We start from the raw sequence: 19,132 nt of genomic DNA, 5'->3' as shown, positions 1-19,132 counted from the left end.
CCATGGGAGCCAAGCTCCGGGTCTACAAGCGTCGCATCCGTTCCGTCACCGCGACCAAGAAGATCACCAAGGCGATGGAGATGATCGCCGCCTCGCGCGTCGTCAAGGCGCAGCGCCAGGTGGCGGCATCGACGCCGTACGCGAGTGAACTGACCCGCGCGGTGACGGCGGTTGCCACGGGCTCGAACACCCAGCACCCGCTGACGACCGAGGCGGCCAAGCCGGTCCGGGCCGCGCTGCTGCTCATCACGAGCGACCGCGGTCTGGCCGGTGGCTACTCCTCCAACGTCATCAAGGCCGCGGACCTGCTCACCGAGCGGCTCAAGGCCGAGGGCAAGGAGGTCGACGTCTACATCGTCGGCCGCAAGGGTGTGTCGTACTACAACTTCCGCGAGCGCAAGGTCGTGGAAGCGTGGACCGGCTTCACCGACAGCCCGACGTACGCGGATGCGAAGAAGATCGCCGAACCGCTCATCGCGGCCGTCCAGCAGGACACCGCCGAGGGCGGCGTGGACGAACTCCACATCGTCTTCACCGAGTTCATCTCGATGATGACGCAGACGGCGCTCGACGACCGTCTGCTGCCGCTCAGCCTCGACAAGACGGCGGAGTCGGAGGAGACGCCCACGGGCGAGATCCTCCCGCTGTTCGACTTCGAGCCGTCGGCCGAGGACGTCCTGGACGCCCTGCTGCCGCGGTACGTCGAGTCGCGGATCTACAACGCACTGCTGCAGGCCGCCGCCTCCAAGCACGCCGCCACCCGGCGCGCGATGAAGTCGGCGACCGACAACGCAGAAGAGATCATCAAGTCGCTCTCGCGGCTTGCCAACGCGGCCCGCCAGGCCGAAATCACCCAGGAAATCAGCGAGATCGTCGGCGGCAGTGCCGCACTGGCCGACGCGACCGCGGGGAGTGACTGACAACTATGACCACCACTGTTGAGACGGCCGCTGCCACGGGCCGCGTCGCCCGGGTCATCGGCCCGGTCGTCGACGTGGAGTTCCCCGTCGACGCGATGCCGGAGATCTACAACGCGCTGCACGTCCAGGTCGACGACCCGGCCAACCCGGGCGAGAAGCGGACGCTGACCCTTGAGGTCGCGCAGCACCTGGGCGAAGGCCAGGTCCGTGCGATCTCGATGCAGCCCACCGACGGCCTGGTCCGCCAGGCCCCGGTGGTCGACACCGGCGCGGGCATCACCGTCCCGGTCGGCGACATCACCCAGGGCAAGGTGTTCAACACCCTCGGCGAGATCCTGAACGAGCCGGAGGCGGCGTCGCAGGTCACCGAGCGTTGGGCGATCCACCGCAAGGCCCCCGCGTTCGACCAGCTCGAGTCGAAGACCGAGATGTTCGAGACCGGCCTGAAGGTCGTCGACCTGCTGACCCCGTACGTCAAGGGCGGCAAGATCGGTCTGTTCGGTGGCGCCGGTGTCGGCAAGACCGTTCTGATCCAGGAAATGATCATGCGTGTGGCCAAGCTGCACGAGGGCGTTTCCGTCTTCGCCGGCGTCGGTGAGCGCACCCGTGAGGGCAACGACCTCATGGACGAGATGGAGGAGGCCGGCGTTCTGGACAAGACCGCGCTGGTCTTCGGCCAGATGGACGAGCCCCCGGGCACCCGTCTGCGCGTGGCCCTGGCCGGTCTGACCATGGCGGAGTACTTCCGCGATGTGAAGAAGCAGGACGTGTTGTTCTTCATCGACAACATCTTCCGCTTCACCCAGGCCGGTTCCGAGGTCTCGACCCTGCTGGGTCGTATGCCCTCGGCCGTGGGTTACCAGCCGAACCTGGCCGACGAGATGGGCATCCTGCAGGAGCGCATCACGTCGACCCGTGGTCACTCGATCACCTCGATGCAGGCGATCTACGTCCCCGCGGACGACCTGACCGACCCCGCGCCGGCCACCACGTTCGCGCACCTCGACGCCACGACCGTGCTGTCGCGTCCGATCTCGGAGAAGGGCATCTACCCGGCGGTGGACCCGCTGGACTCGACGTCCCGCATCCTGGACCCGCGGTACATCGCGCAGGAGCACTACGACACCGCCTCGCGCGTGAAGTCGATCCTGCAGAAGTACAAGGATCTGCAGGACATCATCGCGATCCTGGGTATCGACGAGCTCGGCGAGGAGGACAAGCTCATCGTCCACCGCGCCCGTCGTATCGAGCGCTTCCTGTCGCAGAACACCCACGCTGCCAAGCAGTTCACCGGTGTCGACGGCTCGGACGTCTCGCTGGACGAGTCGATCACCGCGTTCAACGCGATCGCCGACGGTGAGTACGACCACTTCCCCGAGCAGGCCTTCTTCATGTGCGGCGGCATCGACGACCTGAAGAAGAACGCCAAGGAGCTGGGCGTCTCCTGACCCCCGCCGGTCCCGGGGGCGGCCCTGGCCGCCTCCGGGCCGGACGACCACTAGTATTTGACCCAACATCTGCCACACCAGGCAGGTGGAGACCCGAGGAGCCATCGTGGCTGAGCTGCACGTCGAGTTGGTCGCCGCGGACCGTCAGGTCTGGTCCGGCGAGGCCAGCCTGGTCGTCGCGCGCACCTCGTCGGGCGACATCGGCGTCATGCCTGGACACCAGCCGCTGCTCGGCGTGCTGCAGTCGGGCCCGGTGACGATTCGTACGACCGGTGAGAGCGGGGACGGCACCGTCGTCGCCGCGGTGCACGGCGGCTTCATCTCGTTCGCCGACAACAAGCTGTCTCTGCTCGCGGAGATCGCCGAGCTGTCGGACGAGATCGATGTCCAGCGCGCGGAGCGGGCCCTGGAGCGAGCGAAGTCGGCGGCCGACGCGGCCGCCGAGCGTCGCGCCGATGTCCGGCTGCGTGCGGTGGCGGGCGTTCACTGAGCCCCGTCACCGACGAGATCGATCCTCAGCCGCGGGCTGCCCGGAGTTCCGGAGCGGTCCGCGGCTGAGGCAATGCAGGTGCGTTTCCCTATCCCCGGACTCCACCCGGGGGTAACCCCAACGTAGCGAGGAGGTCGGTCGGGATGGTCCTCGCTCTGCTTGTGAGCGGCATCGTCGTGGTACTGGTGCTGCTGGGCCTGTTCGTCTTCGGGCTGCGGCGCAGGCTCATCCAGCGTTCCGGGGGGACGTTCGACTGCAGTCTCCGGTGGAACGTGCCGGAGGACGAGCCCAGCGGCAAGGGCTGGATCTACGGCGTGGCGCGGTACAACGGTGACCGGATCGAGTGGTTCCGGGTGTTCTCGTACGCGCCGCGGCCGCGCCGGCTGCTGGAGCGGTCCGCCATCGAGGTGCTGGAGCGCCGCACCCCGCAGGGGGAGGAGGAGCTCGCGCTGCTCTCCGACTCCATCGTGCTGGCCTGTGCGCTGGGCGGGACCCGCGTCGAGCTGGCGATGAGCGAGGACGCCCTCACCGGATTCCTGGCCTGGCTGGAGGCGGCGCCCCCCGGCCAGCGGGTCAACGTGGCCTGAGCCGACGGCCACCGCACCGGTCCCGGAGGGCGCGGCGCGGTGGCCGACGGCCGTTCGCGCCGCCGCCCGGCGGGCAGCGGCGCGAACGCGGTCCGTTCCGTGCGGTCAGTCCGTGCCGGGAACCCAGCGGGTCAGGTCGCGCGAGGGGCTGAACAGCCGCGGTGCGACGACCTTGAGGTGGGACGGCGGGTCCTGCCGGGTCGGCTCCAGGCACAGGACCTGGGTGCCCTCCTCGCCCGGCGCCGGCCCGGCGGCCGCGCCCTCGGCCTCCTGGAACCCGGCGAAGCGGTAGGCGACCTCCATCATCCGGTTGCGCTCGGTGCGCCGGAACGCGGCCGTCAGGGACTGGCCGGCCCGTGCGGCCTCGTCGGTGATCCAGCGCAGCAGCGCCGCCCCCACCCCGAAGGACACCACCCGGCACGAGGTGGCGAGCAGCTTGATGTGCCAGGTGTCCGGACGCCGGTCGAGCAGGATCACGCCGATCGCGCCGTGCGGTCCGAAGCGGTCGGTGAGCGAGGCGACCAGCACCTCGTGCTGCTCGTCCGCCAGCAGGGAGCGCAGGGTCTCCTCGGAGTAGTGCACCCCGGTGGCGTTCATCTGGCTGGTGCGCAGGGTCAGTTCGCCGACCCGGGAGATGTCCTCGGCGCCGGCCCGGCCGATGGTCAGCTCCAGGGCGAGCGAGCGCAGGAACTCCTCGTCGGTGCCGACGTGTTCGGCGCGCTCGGTCTCCCGGCGGAGGCCCGCCTGGTACATCTGCCGGCGGCGGCGGGCGTCGCTGGTGACCACGGCCGGGGTGAACTCCGGGCGGTCCGGCAGCGACGCCGCGTCCTCGGCCGGGTAGCAGCGGACCTCGGGGTGGTGGAACGCCACCTCCGCGCGCTCGGCGGGCTGGTCGTCGATGAAGGCGATGGTCGCCAGCGCGAAGTTCAGTTCGTCGGCGAGGGCCCGGACCGAGGCGGACTTCGCGCCCCAGCCGATCTGCGGCAGGACGAAGTACTCGGCCAGCCCGAGCTTCTCCAGGCGTTCCCATGCCTGGTCGTGGTCGTTGCGGCTGGCGATCGACTGGAGGATGCCGCGTGCGTCGAGCGTGGCGATCACCTCGCGCAGGGCGTCCGGGACCTCGACGGCGTCGTCCTCCAGCAGCGTGCCGCGCCACAGGGTGTTGTCCAGGTCCCAGACCAGGCACTTGACGGTGACAGGCGGTTCCGTCACTTGCTCGTTCTCCTTTGCCGGGGCGGGGTTCATACTTCCCACAGCGTCACGGTCCAGGCCGCGACGGGGCTGTTGCTGAGCACCAGGACGTGCCGGCCGGGGTCGACCTCGCCGGTGGCCAGCAGGCGGTCCAGGTTGAGGACGACGTCCATCGGGCCGAGGTGGCCGTACGCCGCCAGGTGCGTGGCGCACACGGGGTGGATCGGCAGGCCCAGGGAGATCCGGTAGAAGTCGTAGGCGCTGGCGGTGACGTTCTGCATCAGCGCGGCGGCCACGTCGTCCTTGCCCAGGCCCGCGTCGGCGAGGACCCGGTCGACCAGGTCGCCGAGCCGGTTGCGGCTGTGCATGGCGAGTTCGAAGGAGTAGCGGTCGTTGTCGGTGCACTCCTCGCGCCACTGCGACCACGGCCGGTGCTTGTAGTCCACCTTGAACAGGTCGTGGAAGGAGCTGTCGACCTCCATCCGGTGCGCCTTCAGCACCGGTCGGCCGCCCCGGACCAGGGTCATGGCGAAGGCGCCGTCCCCGATCACGGTGACCGGTCGGCGGACCCGGTCGGCGGCGGTCGGGCGGCTGCCGTAGGTGATCAGGACGCTCTTGCGGCCGGGGTCGCCCAGCAGCAGGTCCCGGCCCAGGCCCCAGGCGGCCGAGGAGCCGGCGCAGCCCAGGCCGTCGACGGTGAACGGGAACGTGCCGTCCAGCCCGGCGAGATGGGCGATCTTCCCGGCGTCCGAGCCGATCAGCACGTCCGGTGCCCGTGACCCGATGTGCAGCATGAGGTCGGGGACCTCCGACTGCGTGGCCATGAGCTCCCGGCAGGCCCGGGCGGCGAGTTCGGTCGGCTCGGTGTCCGGGAAGATCCCGACCGTGCCGACCCCCGCCTGTTCGGCGAACTTCAGCTCCTCGTCGCTCAGCCGGGCCAGCTCGGGCAGGTCCGCGACGGGTACCTGTTCGTCCGGCAGCAGACAGTGCACCGCCCCGATTCCGATGGCGTTCATACGGCCCCTTCCAGCGCTCGCTCGGCGAGGATGAGCTGGCAGATCTCCTCGCTGCCCTCGATGATCTGCATCAACTTGGCGTCCCGGTACGCCCGGGCCACCGGTTCGCCGTCCACCGAACCCGCGGAGGCCAGGACCTGCACCGCGGTGGCGGCGGAGCGGGCGGCATGGCCCGCGGAGACGTGCTTGGCGAGCACCGCGGCGGTGCTCAGCTCGGGGGACCGGTCGTCCCAGCAGCCGGCGGCGTGCTCGCACACCCTGGTCGCGGTTTGCTCCGCGACCAGCAGCTCGGCCAGGTGCCGGGCGACCAGCTGGTGCTCGGCCAGGGGCTTGCCGAACTGCTCCCGGTCGCGGGCGTGGGTGGCGGCGGCGCGCAGACAGCTGCGGATGATGCCGACACAGCCCCAGGCGACCGACATCCGCCCGTAGGTGAGCGCGAGGGTGGTGAGCAGCGGGAGGGACTGGCTGGTGCCGGAGAGCACCTGGGTGGCCGGCAGGCGTACGTCCTGGAGGAGTACGTCGGCGTGGCCGGCCGCGCGGCAGCCCAGCGGCTGGGGGACCGGGCGCACGGTGACGCCGGGGGTCGTGGTCGGTACCAGTACCGCGGCCGCGCCGTCCTGGTAGCGGCCGAACACCACTAACAGGTCGGCGTATCCGGCCGCGGTGGACCAGACCTTGTGCCCGTTCAGGATTACCGTGTCGCCGTCGTCCTTGACCGTGGTGGCGATGGCCGAGAGGTCGCTGCCGGCCTGCGGTTCGCTGAACGCCACGGCGGCGAGGTCGCCGCGGGTGAGGCGGGTCAGCGCCTCGGCGCGCTGCGGGCGGGTGCCGAACCGCTGGATGGTCCAGGCCGCCATGCCCTGGGAGGTCATCACGCTCCGCAGCGAACTGCACAGCGCCCCGGTGTGGGCGGTGAGTTCGCCGTTGCGGCGGCTCGACAGGCCGGGGCCGCCGTACTCGGCGGGGACCTCGGCGCACAGCGCGCCCGCCGCGCCGAGCCTGCGGAGCACCTCCACCGGTATGGTGCCGGCCAGGTCCCAGGCCGCGGCCCGGTCGCCGACCTCCGCGCTGATCAGGCCCGGGAGGTCGTCACTCACCGGCGTCGGACCCGGTGAGGCGGAGCACGAGAGCGGTCATGTCGTTCACCGTGCGGAAGTTGTCGATCCTGAGGTCCGGTCCTTCGATGGCGAGGCCGAAGGTCCGCTCGATGTGCACGACCAGTTCCATCGCGAACATCGAGGAGACGCCGCCGTCGGCGAACAGGTCGGTGTCCGACGCCCAGCTGGTCTTGGTGCTCTTCTCCAGGAACTGCTTCAGCTCGGTCTCGACGTCTTCCGCCACGAACCGGCGCTCTGTGGTCGACTCGCTCATCTCGGCTTCCTCTCGGGCTTCTTGTGGATGAGGGTGAGGCCGTCCGCCACGGCGAGCAGGGAGATGTCCACGCGTTCGTCGTCGCGCAGCCGGCTGTTGAGTTCGCGGATGGCCAGGGTGTCCGGGTCCTGCACGGTCGGGTCGACGACCCGGCCGAAGAACAGCGTGTTGTCCAGCACCAGCAGTCCGCCCGGCCGCACCAGCGCCAGGGACTGCTCGTAGTACCGGGAGTAGTTGGCCTTGTCGGCGTCGATGAAGGCCAGGTCGAAGCTGTCGGGGCCGCTCTGCGCGAGCAGGGCGTCGAGGGTTTCGGCCGCGTCGCCGAGCCGCAGGTCGATCCGGTCGGCGACCTCGGCGCGCTGCCAGTAGCGGGCCGCGATGCGGGTCCAGCGCTCGCTGTTGTCGCACGTGACCACCGTGCCGTGGGGCGGCAGGGCGCGCGCCATGCACAGGCTGCTGTAGCCGGTGAAGGTGCCCACCTCCAGCACCTTCGCGGCGCCGGTCAGCCGGACCAGGAGGGCGAGGAACTGCGCCTCCTCGGGCAGTACCAGCATCGCCTGGAGCATCGGCATGCCCGCCGTCTCGGCGCGCAGGTCGCGCAGGACGTCGTCGTCGCGCAGCGAGACCTGCCGGACGTAGTCCCGGAGCCGGTCGTCGAGGGTGAGTTGATCGGCCATCAGACCACCGCGCCCGGGTAGGTGTAGAAGCCGCGGCCGTTCTTGCGGCCGTGCTCGCCGTCGCGCACCTTCTGCAGCAGCAGGTCGCAGGGGCGGCACCCCTCGTCGCCGGTGCGCTGGTGCAGGACCCACAGGGAGTCCACGAGGTTGTCCAGGCCGATCAGGTCGGCGGTGCGCAGCGGCCCGGTGCGGTGCCCCAGGCAGTCCTGCATCAGGGTGTCCACGTCCTCGGCGGTGGCCCGGCCCTCCTGTACGACCCGCGCCGCGTCGTTGATCATGCGGTGCAGCACCCGGCTGGTGACGAAGCCGGGGCCGTCGCCGACGAAGACGCCGCGCCGGTCGAGCGCCGCGAGCACCCGCCGGACGGCCTCCACGGCCGGCTCGCCGGTGCGGGCGCCGCGGATGACCTCGACCGTCCGGATCAGGTACGAGGGGTTCATGAAGTGGACGCCGACCAGCCGCTCGGGATACGGCAGTTGGGTCGCCAGCTCGTCCACCGGGATGGAGGAGGTGTTGGTCACCAGCACGGTGCCGGGGCCGGTCATCGCACCGGCCTCGGTCAGTGCCTTGACCTTGAGCCCGGCGTCCTCGGTGACCGCTTCGATCACCGCGTCGGCGTCGCGGCAGTCGCCGAGCGAGTCGGTGATCTCCAACTGCCCCTGCGGAACGTCCGGACGGGCCCCCAGGAGGTGTGCCGTCCGCAGCTCGCGCTCGATCCTGGCGCGGGCCCCCGCCCGCTTCTGCGGGTCGGTCTCGACCAGGAGCACCGGGACGCCCTGGCCGAGGGCGAGCGTCGTGATGCTGACGCCCATGACACCGGCTCCCAGCACGGCCAGTCGCGCGGCCGGGTCTTCCATTGTCACCGCATACCTCCGTTACCTAGCGGTTGACAGCACAATTAATTGCATTGCTCAGGCAGTAGGTCGAGGTTTGTGATTTGTTGAAAGTTTGAAAGTGGCGGTCCGGGTGCGGACCGAATTCCTCAAGGGGCCGACAGGGGTGTGACCCGCGGCGGGCGCGGGTGAACGGGCCGGGGCGGGGGGCGCTGCCCCTTGCCCGGCCCGGGTGTCGAATCCGGTGTGCGGACGCGCCGGTCGAGGAATCCGGAGTGCTTCGTTCCGTGAATTACACCGGTGTAATGCGTGGGGGTCTGCGATGCGAAGTCATAACCCTCCACTTGGGTCCGCCGGAGTCTGGACCGTAGCATGATTGTTCTGAGTTGGTCTCGGAATCGTTCGTTCCGGAAAGCCCGCTCCGGTTCCGCTGGTGAACTTTCGGACTATGCCCGGGGGAGTTGCCGACGTACTGGCCGTGACCTGCGGCGTCCGGGTAATACTCCAGGTGAGACCCGGAGTCGGTCGAGATGTCCCTTGATCGAATCACTTGCCACCCCTTGAGAATCGATGTTACGTTCCCGTCTCAGAGGAGCAGGCGGGCGCCTTCCGCCTGAGCTGCTGACGACAGTGTGTCAACGGGGGTTGAGGATGCTGGGTTGCTGCAGTCCGCCTGTCTGGGCTCTGCCGGCCATGAAGCCCGAAGGTAGTTCTCCCCATACCAATGCAAGGGCCTTTTAGCAGGCCCGTACGTCGCCTTCCGCGACGCAAGTCCTGAAGTTTTCGTTGGTGTTCATTTGAATGTCTACCGAGCGCTGCCCTGCCTGACGGCACGGCGCGGTGCGGTGGCCGGTCGAGATATCCGTTCAGCTATGTCACCCGGGCGAGACGAAGGTCTATGGACGACAAGCGTGCTCTTCTCCTGAAATTGCTGGCTGCCGTACAGCAGCAGGGCTCTCCCACCGCTCCGGATACCGCGGCCGACGTGGATATCGCGGTCATCGGGCTGGCCGGGCGCTACCCTTCGGCCCGCACGCCGGACGAACTGTGGCGCAATATCGCCGACGGCCGGAACTGCATCAGCGAGGTGCCCGCCGACCGTTGGGACGTGGATTCGCACTTCCACCCCGAGGCGAAAGACGGCCGCAGTTACAGCAAGTGGGGCGGCTGGCTCTCCGACGTCGACAAGTTCGACCCGCTGCTCTTCCAGATCTCGCCCTCCGACGCCGAAGAGATGGACCCGCAGGAACGGCTGTTCCTGGAGACGGCATGGGCGACGGTCGAGGACGCGGGATACCGGCCGCGCGGATTGAGCGACGGAAATCCGGTGGGTGTCTTCGCGGGCGTGATGAACAACGACTACGAGCTGCTGGCCGGGGAGAGCAGCGCCTATGGCGTGCACACCCACGCGCGCTCCGCCCACTGGTCCCTCGCCAACCGCGTCTCCTACGTCCTGGACCTGCGCGGACCGAGCCTCACCGTGGACAGCGCCTGCTCGGCCTCGCTCACCGCCATCCACCTGGCCTGCGAGAGCCTGCGGCGCGGGGAGTGCCGGGTGGCGATCGCCGGCGGGGTCAACCTCATCCTGCACCCGCTCCACCTGGGCATGCTCGCCGACCGCCAGATGATCTCCCGCGGTGACCGGTGCCGCAGCTTCGGCGCCGGTGCCGACGGCTTCGTCGACGGCGAAGGCGTGGGCGCCGTCCTCCTCAAGCCGCTGCCCGAGGCGGAGGCCGACGGCGACCGCATCTACGCCGTGCTGAAGGGCTCCGCGCTCAACGCCGGCGGCCGGACCAGCGGTTACACGGTGCCGAACCCGGCGGCGCAGGCCGAGGTGATCGGCGCCGCGCTGCGCCGGGCCCGGATCGACCCCCGCACCGTCACCTACGTCGAGGCGCACGGCACCGGCACCCCGCTCGGCGACCCGATCGAGATCGCCGGGCTGCGCGAGGCGTTCCGCGCCGGCACCGGGGACGCCGCCGAACCGGGCAGCTGCGCCATCGGCTCGCTGAAGTCCAACATCGGCCACCTGGAGTCGGCCGCCGGCATCGCGGGCCTGACCAAGGTGCTGATGCAGCTCCGGCACGGCGTCCTGCCGCCCTCCCTGCACTCGGCCGAACTGAACCCGGACATCGACCTGTCCGGCACCCCGTTCCGGGTGCAGCAGGAAGCCGCGCCCTGGACCCGTCCGGTGGTGCGCGACGCCGACGGCCGGGAGCGGGAGCTGCCGCGCCGGGCCGGTATCAGCTCCTTCGGCGGCGGCGGGGCCAACGCGCACCTCGTCGTCGAGGAGTACCGCGGGAGCCGGGCGGCCACCCCGGACGGCACCGGCCCCGAGCTGATCGTGCTGTCCGCCCTCAGCGAGGAGCGGCTGCGCGCCCACGCGGGCGAGCTCGCCGACTTCCTGGACCGGCAGCCCGCCGACGCCGGTTCGCTCGACACCTGCCTCCGGGTGGCCGCCGAGGTCCTGCGGGTCCGGCCGGAGGACCTGGACCCGGACGGGGAACTCGCCGACCACGGCTGCTCGGCGGCCGAACTGACCGCGCTGAGCGAGCGGCTGGGCCGGGACACGACCGTGCCCGGCACGGCCTCGCTGCGCCAACTGGCCGGCGGCGGACCGGCGATCTCCCTCGCCGACCTCGCGCACACCCTGCGCGTCGGCCGGGAGCAGCTGGACGTCCGGCTCGCGTTCCCGGCGACCGGCCCGGACCGGGTGCGCGACGTGCTGCGGGCGGTGGCCTCGGGCACCGAGACCGGCATCGAGCTCAACGACAGCAGCCGCACCCGCCGCGGGCTCGGCGGCGACGCGCGGGACCGCCTCGCACGGGCCCTGGCCGACGGCGATCTGCACACCGCCGCCCGGCTGTGGACCGAGGGCGCCCAGGCGCACTGGCCCGACACCGGCGCCCGCCGGATCGGCCTGCCGACCTACCCGTTCGCCCGCAAGCGCTACTGGATCCCGCTGCCCGCACAGGCGGCGCTGCCCGCGCCGGGCGCTGCCCGAGCCGCCGGGCCCGAGGCGGCCGCCCGGCCGTCCGCCACCGCCCCGGCGCTGCCGGACGGCCGGGAACTCGGCTACTACCAGCCGGTCTGGTGCCCCGAGGAACTCACCGCCCCGCACCCCGCCCCACCGGAGACCGGCCGGGTGGCGGTGCTCACCGCCGGCGAACCCGACGCCCTGGCCCAGGCGCTGCTGCGCCACCACCCCGGGGCCGCACTGGTCCGCCTCGACCGGGACGACCCGGCGGCGGTGCTCACCGCCCCGGTGCGGCACCTCTACCACCTCGGCGGGCTGCGGCGGCCGGACGACGTGGCCGCCGGGCTGCGCGACGGCGTGCTGGCACTGTTCCGCACCCACGGCCTCGGCACCCGGCTCACCGTGGTGACCAGCGGCGCGTACGACGACAACCCGCACGCGGCGGGGATCCTGGGCTTAGCCCAGATCGTCGCCGCCGAGCGCCCCGACCTCGACGTCACCTGCGTCGACGTGGCCGACACCGAGCCGTCGGCGGCACTGGCCGCGGTGCTCGTGGAGCCCCCGGACCCGGGCGGGCGGGCGGTCCTGCTGAGGGCCGGCCGACGCCACGTCAGGCGCCTGGTCGAGACCCCGCTCCCGGCACCGGACCACTCGCCCTACCGCAGCGGCGGCACCTACCTCCTGGTCGGCGGGACCGGAGGCATCGGCCGCGCCCTCTCGGAGGAGCTGGCCCAGCGGTACCAGGCCAATCTGGTCTGGGTCAGCCGCGGCCCCCTCGGCCCCGAACAGCGCGCCACCGAAGAGCGGGTGCACGCGGCGGGCGGCCGACTGGTGCACCTGCGCGCCGACGCCGCGGACCCGGCCGCGCTGCGCGCGGCGCTGGCCGAGGCCCGGCAGCACTTCGGCGCGCTGCACGGCGTCTTCCACGCGGCCATGGCGTTCAACGCCAGCACCCTCGCCGAACTCACCGAGGCGGAACTGCGCACGGCGCTCGCCGCCAAGATCGACGGCTCGGTCGCGCTGACCGACGCGCTGGGGGACGAGCCCCTGGACTTCCTGGCCTTCTTCAGCTCGGTGGGCTCCTTCGTGAGCGCCGCGGGCAACGCCGCCTACGTGGCCGCCAGTTCCTTCCAGGACGCCTACGGCCGGGTGCTGGCCACCCGCCTCCCGTACCCGGTGCGGGTGGTCAACTGGGGCTACTGGGGCCAGGTCGGCTCCGGAGCGCAGCCTGGCCTTGCGCAGATCTTCCGGCGCAACGGCGTCGAGGCGTTCTCGGTGCGCGAAGGACTGGACGCCCTGGAGCGGGTGCTGGTCCACGGCCCCGTCCAGGTCATGCCGATCCGAGCCGACCGGCAGGCCCTGGAGGTGCTGGGCCACCGCGCCTCGGCACTGGCCGGCCGGATCGCCCGGCCGGCGCCCGCGGGCCCCGGCGCCGAAGCCGTCCTCGCCGGGTACGACCGGCTCTCCGCGCTCTGCGAATCCGCGCTGCTCGACGTCTACCGGCAGATGGGGGCCTTCACCCGGCCCGGCGAGCGGGAGAGCGTGACCGGCCTCGCGGACCGGCTCGGCATCGTGCCGAAGTACCACCGGCTGCACGCGGCCCTGCTGAACATCCTCGCCGGCGCCGGGCACCTGGCCGTGCGCGGGGACGCCGTCGAGGTCCTCGCGGCCGGGGACCGCACCCCCGCGGACACGCGGGAACGCGCACTGGACCGGATAGCCGCCGACCACCCGGACATCCGGGCCACGGTGGAGCTGACCCGGCTGTTCCTGCGCAGCTACCCGCAGGTGCTGCGCGGCGAGGTCGGCGCCACCGAGATCATGTTCCCGAACGCGTCGATGGAACTGGTCGAGGACTTCTACCGCGGCAACCCGCTGACCGACGCCTTCAACGCGCTGGTCGCCGAGACGGTGGCCGAGTACGCACGGCGGCGGGTGCCCGCACTCGGCGCCGGTGAGCGGCTGCGCGTCGTGGAGTTCGGGGCCGGCACCGGCGCCACCACGGACCGGGTGCTGCCCGCACTGGCCCCCTGGGCCGACCGCGCCGAGTACGTCTTCACCGACATCTCGCCGCAGTTCCTGGAGTCCGCGGAGGAGCGGTTCGGCGCCCGCCACCCGTTCACCCGGTTCCGCATGCTCAACCTCGAACGGCCCCTCGCCGACCAGGGCTTCACCCCCGGCGGCACGGACGTCGTGGTGGCCACCAACGTCGTGCACGCCACCGGCGACCTGCGCCGCACGCTGCGCACGGCCCGCGAACTGCTGCGCCCCGGCGGCTGGCTGGTGCTCAACGAACTGACCTCGATCCGCAGCAGCATCACCGTCACCGGCGGTGTGCTGGAGGGCTGGTGGGCCTTCACCGACCCGGAGCTGCGCATCAAGGACGCCCCGCTGGCCACCCCGCAGACCTGGCAGCGGCTCCTGATCGAGGAGGGCTTCACCGACGCCCTGGTCCTGGACCGCGGTCCGACCCTCGGCCAGCACGTGATCATCGGGGCGCACACCGCCCCCGCCGCGCAGGCCCCGGCGACCGCGCCGGCCGCCGCGGCGCCGCCGCCGGCCGACCGCGCCGCCGCGGCGGGCCAGGGGCTGCTGTCCCGGCTCGGCGACATCGTCGCGGCCACCCTGAAGCTCGACGAACCGGCCGACCCCGAGCGGCTGCTGTCCGACTACGGCTTCGACTCGCTCAGCGGCATGAAGATCGCGGCGGCGATCGAGGAGGAGCTGGGCCTCCGGGTCCGGTTGGGCGACCTGCTCCAGCACCCCACCCTGCGCGACGTCGCCGACCACCTCGCCGGACTGATCGGCGACGGGCCCGACGGTGGGCTCGACGACGTGCCCGGCGCCGGGCAGGCCCCGGCGCCGCAGCCCCGCGCCGAAGCCGTCGCCTTCCCGCTCTCGGCGGGCCAGCGGGCGCTGAGCGTGATCGAGCGGACCGCCCCCGGCAACTACGCCTACAACCTGCCGCTGGCCTTCTGGCTCGCACCCGACACCGACGAAGCCGCCCTGCGCGCGGCGCTCCGGTCGATGGTCGACCGGCACCCCCAGCTGCGCGCCCGGGTGACCGGCGACCAGCAGATCATCGAACCCGCCCGGGAAATCGTCCTCGACCGGCGGGAGCTGGCCACCGGCGACCCGGACGAGGTCCGCGAGGCGGCCCGGGCGGCCGTCCGGGAACCCTTCGACCTGGCGGGCGGGCCGCTGCTGCGGGCCACCCTGTTCGCCCTGGCGGACGGCCGGCGGGTCCTGCTGCTCACCTTCCACCACATCGTCTTCGACGGCCTGTCCATCGCCGTGTTCCTGCGCGAGCTGTCCGCGTTCTACCGGCAGCGCCCGCCGGCCACCGAGCCGTCCGCGACCTTCGCCGACTTCGTCGACTGGCAGACGGAGATGCTGGGTTCGGAGCACGGCGACCGGCTGCGTGCCTACTGGCTGCGGCAGCTCTCCGGCGACCTGCCCGCGCTCCAGCTCCCGCTGGACCGCCCCCGCCCGGCCGTGCCGAGCTACCGCGGCGCCTCGGTCGAAGGCCGGCTGACCGCACGGCAGATCCAGGCCGCCCGCCGGCTGGCCGCCGAGGAGCGGACCTCGCTCTTCGCCGTCCTGCTCGCGGTCTACGCCACCCTGCTGCACCGCTACTCCCAGCAGGACCGCGTCCTGATCGGCACCCCCGTCGCCGGGCGCCCGTCCCCGCAGTACGCCGAGGTGCTCGGCTACTTCATGAACATGGTCGTCCTCAAGCACGACATCGACCCGGAGCAGGACTTCCGGACCCTGCTGCGCGACGTGCGGGACACCGTCCTCGCGGCCCTGGAGCACAGCGACTACCCGCTCCTGACCCTCGCCCAGGAACTGCGCGCGTCCCGCCTCTTCGACACCGCCTTCTACTTCCAGAACTGGGTGGAGGACGACAACGACACCGCACCGGTGTCCGGGGTGTTCCCCGGCGTCCACCAGGAAGGCGAGTTCGACGTCACGCTGGAGGTCGTCGAGGAGCCCGAGGGCGCCCGGTACTGCCTCAAGTACAACCCGGACCTCTTCGACGAGGACACCGTGCGGCGGCTCGGCGCGCACTTCGGCGTGCTGCTCGACGCGGCCCTGACCGGACCGGACCGCGCCGTCGACCGGCTGCCCGTGCAGAGCGCCGACGAACTGGGCGCCGCCCAGGAGCGGCACCGGCGGGTCCGGCGCGACTACCCCGAGGACCGCGTCCTGCCCGCCCTGCTCGCCGAGCAGGCCCGCCGCACGCCCGAGGCGATCGCGGTGTCCGACCCGGACACCACGCTGACCTACCGGGAGCTGGTGGCCCGGACCGACGCGCTCGCCGACCGCCTCCGGCGCCGCGGAGTCGCGCCGGGACGCCGGGTCGGCGTGCTGGTCGACCGGTCCGCGGACATGCTCGTCGCGCTGCTCGGCGTGCTCGCGGCCGGTGGCGCCTACGTGCCGCTGGACCCCGGCTACCCGGCCGAGCGGCTGCGGTACATGGCCGAGGACGCCGGACTGCACCTGCTGCTGGTGCGCTCCTCCGCAACGCACCCCGACCTCGGCACCCCCGTCCTGCAGGTCGACGCGACCGACGACGGCATCGACGGCATCGAGGGCACCGCCGGCATCGAGGGCACCGCCGGCACCGGCGGGCCCGGGGCGACCGCCGGGCCGACCGCGCACGACGCCGCGTACGTGATCTACACCTCGGGATCGACCGGCCGCCCCAAGGGCGTCCAGGTGCCGCACCGGGCGCTGGCCAACCTCCTGCTGTCGATGGCCGAGGAACCCGGTCTGACGGCCGGCGACCACCTGCTGGCGCTCACCACCGTCTGCTTCGACATCGCCGCCCTGGAACTGTTCCTGCCGCTGATCACCGGCGGCCGGGTGGAGATCGTGCCCACCGAGGTCGCCCGGGACGGCGTCCTGCTGCGCCGCCTGCTCGACGCGAGCCCGGCCACGGTCGTCCAGGCCACCCCCGCCACCTGGAAGATGCTGCTCGCCGCCGGCTGGTCGGGCGACCCCGACCTGAAGGTGCTGTGCGGGGGAGAGGCCCTCGACCAGGACACCGCCGAGCAGCTGCTGGCCCGCGCCGGCCAGGTGTGGAACATGTTCGGGCCGACCGAGACCACCATCTGGTCGGCCGTGTGCCGCCTCGCGCCCGGTGAGCCGGTCACCATCGGCCACCCGATCGCCAACACCGAACTGCACGTGCTCGACACCCGGGGCCGACCGGTCCCGGCAGGCGTGCCCGGCGAGCTGTACATCGGGGGCGCGGGCCTGGCCACCGGCTATCTGGGCCGCCCGGAGCTGACCGCCGAACGGTTCGTCACCACCGACGGCGTCCGCCGCTACCGCACCGGCGACCTGGTGCGCGCCCTGCCCGACGGCCGGATCGCGTACCTGGGCCGGCTCGACGCCCAGGTGAAGGTCCGCGGCTTCCGGATCGAACCGGGCGAGATCGAGGCGGTGCTGCGCGCGCAGGCCGGGGTCCGCGAGGCCGCCGTGGTCGCGCGCCGCACCGGCGGTGAGAACGTCCTGCACGCCTTCCTGGAGCTCGACGGCGGCGCGCCGCCGCCCCGCGAGGCGCTGGCCCGGTGGCTGCCCGCGCACATGGTCCCCGAGGTCCTGGTCCCGGTGGCGTCGCTGCCGCAGACCCTCAACGGGAAGGTGGACCGCGGCCGGCTGACCGACGCGCCCCTGGCGGAGTTGACCGGGTCGGCAGGGCCGGGCGCACCGGCCGCCGCGGCCGCCCCGGAGATCCCGGCGCGCGCCGCGGGCTCCTCCGCGACCTCCGCGGTCCGTACCGCCGAGCTGACCGCGCTGATCGCGGACCTCCTGGGCACGGACCCCGCGCAGGTCCCCCCGGACGTCCCGCTCGGCCAACTCGGCATGAACTCGGTCAGCTTCACCGCGCTCAGCACCCGGATCAGCGAGCGGTACGGCACCGAGGTGCTGCCGACGCTGTTCTACCGCTACCCGACCGTCTCCGCGGTGGCCGCCCACCTCGCCGGGGCCGGCCGCGGCGACGGACCGCACGAGGAGGCACCGCCGGCCGGGACCGGTGGCCCGGTGCCCGTTGCGGACGCCGTGAACGCCGAGGGCACCGTGAACGCCGTCAACGCCGTCAACGCCGAGGGCACCGCGCCCACCGGCGCGGCGTTCGGCAGCGGCCCGGCCGTCGCCGACCGCACCGGGACCGGTGACGTCGCGATCGTCGGCATGGCCGGCCGGCTGCCCGGTTCCGCCGATCTCACGGAGTTCTGGGAGAACCTGGCACAGGGCCGGGACCTGGTCACCGAGATCCCCGCCGACCGCTGGGACTGGCGGGCGCACACCGAGAGCTCCCGCTCCCGCTGGGGCGGTTTCCTCTCCGGCGTGGACCGCTTCGACGCCGCCTTCTTCGCGATCTCGCCCCGCGAGGCCGAGCTGATGGACCCCCAGCAGCGCCTGCTCCTCGAAGTGGTGTGGTCGGCGATCGAGGACGCCGGTTACCGGGCCTCGGACCTCGCGGGCCGACGGGTCGGGGTCTTCATCGGCACCACCAACTCCGACTACACCGAGGTGCAGCGGGCCGCTGGACGGACGGCCGAGCCGCACACCCTCACGGGCGCCGCCCAGTCGATCATCCCGAACCGGATCTCGTACCTCCTCGACCTGCGCGGCCCCAGCGTCGCGGTGGACACCGCCTGCTCCAGCTCGCTGACGGCCGTGCAGCAGGCGGTCACCGCCCTGCGCGACGGCACCTGCGACCTGGCCATCGCGGGCGGGGTCAGCCTGATCCTCGACCCGGGGCTCTACACCGCCCTCAGCCGCAACGAGATGCTCAGCGAGGACGGCCGCTGCAAGGCGTTCGACGCCTCCGCCAACGGCTACGTTCGCGGCGAGGGCGTGGGCGTGGTCGTGCTCCGGGACCACGCGGCCGCCCGCCGGGACGGCGACCGGGTGGCCGCGGTGATCAAGGCGGCCGCGGTCAACCACGGCGGCCGCACCACCTCGCTCACCTCGCCCAACCCCGGCGCGCAGGCCGACCTGCTCGTCGACGCCTACCGGGCGGCGGGCATCGACCCCCGCACGGTCGGCTACATCGAGGCGCACGGCACCGGCACCGCGCTCGGCGACCCGATCGAGATCGCCGGTCTGACCGAGGCGTTCGGGCGGCTGCGCGGGGACGCCGAGGCGACCGGACCCGGCTGCGGCATCGGCTCGGTGAAGACCAACATCGGCCATCTGGAAGCCGCCGCCGGGATCGCCGGACTGCTCAAGGTCGTGCTCGCGCTCCAGCACCGCACCCTCCCGGCCAGCCTGCACTTCCGCGAGCGCAACCCCTACCTCGAACTGGACGGGAGCCCCTTCGAGATCGTCGACACCACCCGGCCGTGGTCCGCACCCGTGGCCGAGGACGGCTCCGCGCTGCCCCGCCGCGCGGGCGTCAGCTCCTTCGGCTTCGGCGGCGCCAACGCGCATGTGGTGATCGAGGAGGCGCCGGCCGTACCGCACGGTCCGGACCGCGCCGCGGAGGACCTGTTCGTGCTGTCCGCCCGGACCGAGCGCGGCCTGCGGGAACAGGCCCGGCGGCTGGCCGCCTTCGTCCGGCGGACCGAGCCCGCGCCCGCCGATGTCGCCTTCACCCTGCGCAC

11 protein-coding genes (1 of these 11 running past the window's edge) are annotated in these 19,132 nt (G+C 72.4%); 5 read left to right on the top strand and 6 right to left on the bottom strand.

The window, feature by feature from the left end:
- Positions 1–2: 2 nt before the first annotated feature.
- From CG747_RS01825 to CG747_RS01810, 4 genes are all read left to right on the top strand, one after another.
- The gene (locus CG747_RS01825; RefSeq protein ID WP_100599789.1) at positions 3–920 is read left to right on the top strand and encodes a F0F1 ATP synthase subunit gamma; all 918 of its coding nucleotides are present in this window, start codon (positions 3–5) and stop codon (positions 918–920) included.
- Between the two features lie 5 nt (positions 921–925).
- Positions 926–2,368, top strand: a complete 1,443-nt coding sequence (gene atpD / locus CG747_RS01820) for a F0F1 ATP synthase subunit beta (RefSeq protein ID WP_100599788.1) — start codon at positions 926–928, stop codon at positions 2,366–2,368.
- 106 nt (positions 2,369–2,474) lie between these two features.
- Positions 2,475–2,858: a F0F1 ATP synthase subunit epsilon gene (locus tag CG747_RS01815; RefSeq protein ID WP_100599787.1), complete on the top strand. Its 384-nt coding sequence runs from the start codon at positions 2,475–2,477 to the stop codon at positions 2,856–2,858.
- A 143-nt stretch (positions 2,859–3,001) separates the two neighbouring features.
- Positions 3,002–3,445, top strand: a complete 444-nt coding sequence (locus CG747_RS01810; RefSeq protein WP_100599786.1) for a DUF2550 domain-containing protein — start codon at positions 3,002–3,004, stop codon at positions 3,443–3,445.
- Positions 3,446–3,550: 105 nt separating this feature from the next.
- On the opposite strand, the gene CG747_RS01805 is transcribed toward CG747_RS01810, so the two are convergent.
- Genes CG747_RS01805 through CG747_RS01780 form a run of 6 tightly spaced genes read right to left on the bottom strand, consistent with a single transcriptional unit; the run spans position 3,551 to position 8,557 of the window.
- Positions 3,551–4,690 (bottom strand): HAD family hydrolase, encoded by a 1,140-nt coding sequence (locus tag CG747_RS01805; RefSeq protein ID WP_100599785.1) that lies wholly within the window; start codon positions 4,688–4,690, stop codon positions 3,551–3,553.
- Positions 4,687–5,652 (bottom strand): 3-oxoacyl-[acyl-carrier-protein] synthase III C-terminal domain-containing protein, encoded by a 966-nt coding sequence (locus CG747_RS01800; protein ID WP_100599784.1) that lies wholly within the window; start codon positions 5,650–5,652, stop codon positions 4,687–4,689. Before CG747_RS01800 ends, CG747_RS01805 begins: the two co-directional genes overlap by 4 nt.
- Complete coding sequence (locus tag CG747_RS01795) at positions 5,649–6,749, bottom strand: acyl-CoA dehydrogenase family protein (RefSeq protein ID WP_100599783.1); 1,101 nt, start codon at positions 6,747–6,749, stop codon at positions 5,649–5,651. Before CG747_RS01795 ends, CG747_RS01800 begins: the two co-directional genes overlap by 4 nt.
- A complete protein-coding gene (locus tag CG747_RS01790; protein ID WP_100599782.1) occupies positions 6,742–7,023 on the bottom strand; it encodes an acyl carrier protein in 282 nt (93 codons plus the stop codon). Before CG747_RS01790 ends, CG747_RS01795 begins: the two co-directional genes overlap by 8 nt.
- A complete protein-coding gene (locus CG747_RS01785) occupies positions 7,020–7,700 on the bottom strand; it encodes an O-methyltransferase (protein WP_100599781.1) in 681 nt (226 codons plus the stop codon). The genes CG747_RS01790 and CG747_RS01785 overlap by 4 nt, the downstream gene beginning before the upstream one ends.
- A complete protein-coding gene (locus CG747_RS01780; RefSeq protein ID WP_100599780.1) occupies positions 7,700–8,557 on the bottom strand; it encodes a 3-hydroxyacyl-CoA dehydrogenase family protein in 858 nt (285 codons plus the stop codon). The genes CG747_RS01785 and CG747_RS01780 overlap by 1 nt, the downstream gene beginning before the upstream one ends.
- An 874-nt stretch (positions 8,558–9,431) precedes the next feature.
- Here CG747_RS01780 and CG747_RS01775 point away from each other — a divergent pair.
- Positions 9,432–19,132: the start of a non-ribosomal peptide synthetase gene (locus CG747_RS01775; protein WP_100599779.1), read on the top strand. 13,615 nt of this gene lie beyond the right edge of the window; only the first 9,701 of its 23,316 coding nucleotides appear in the window; its start codon is at positions 9,432–9,434; its stop codon lies off the right edge, out of view.

The organism is Streptomyces sp. CB02959 (assembly GCF_002803155.1).
Lineage (GTDB): Bacteria > Actinomycetota > Actinomycetes > Streptomycetales > Streptomycetaceae > Streptomyces.
Note: the sequence above shows the minus strand (reverse complement) of the source record. Positions and strands in the feature narration are given on the sequence as shown.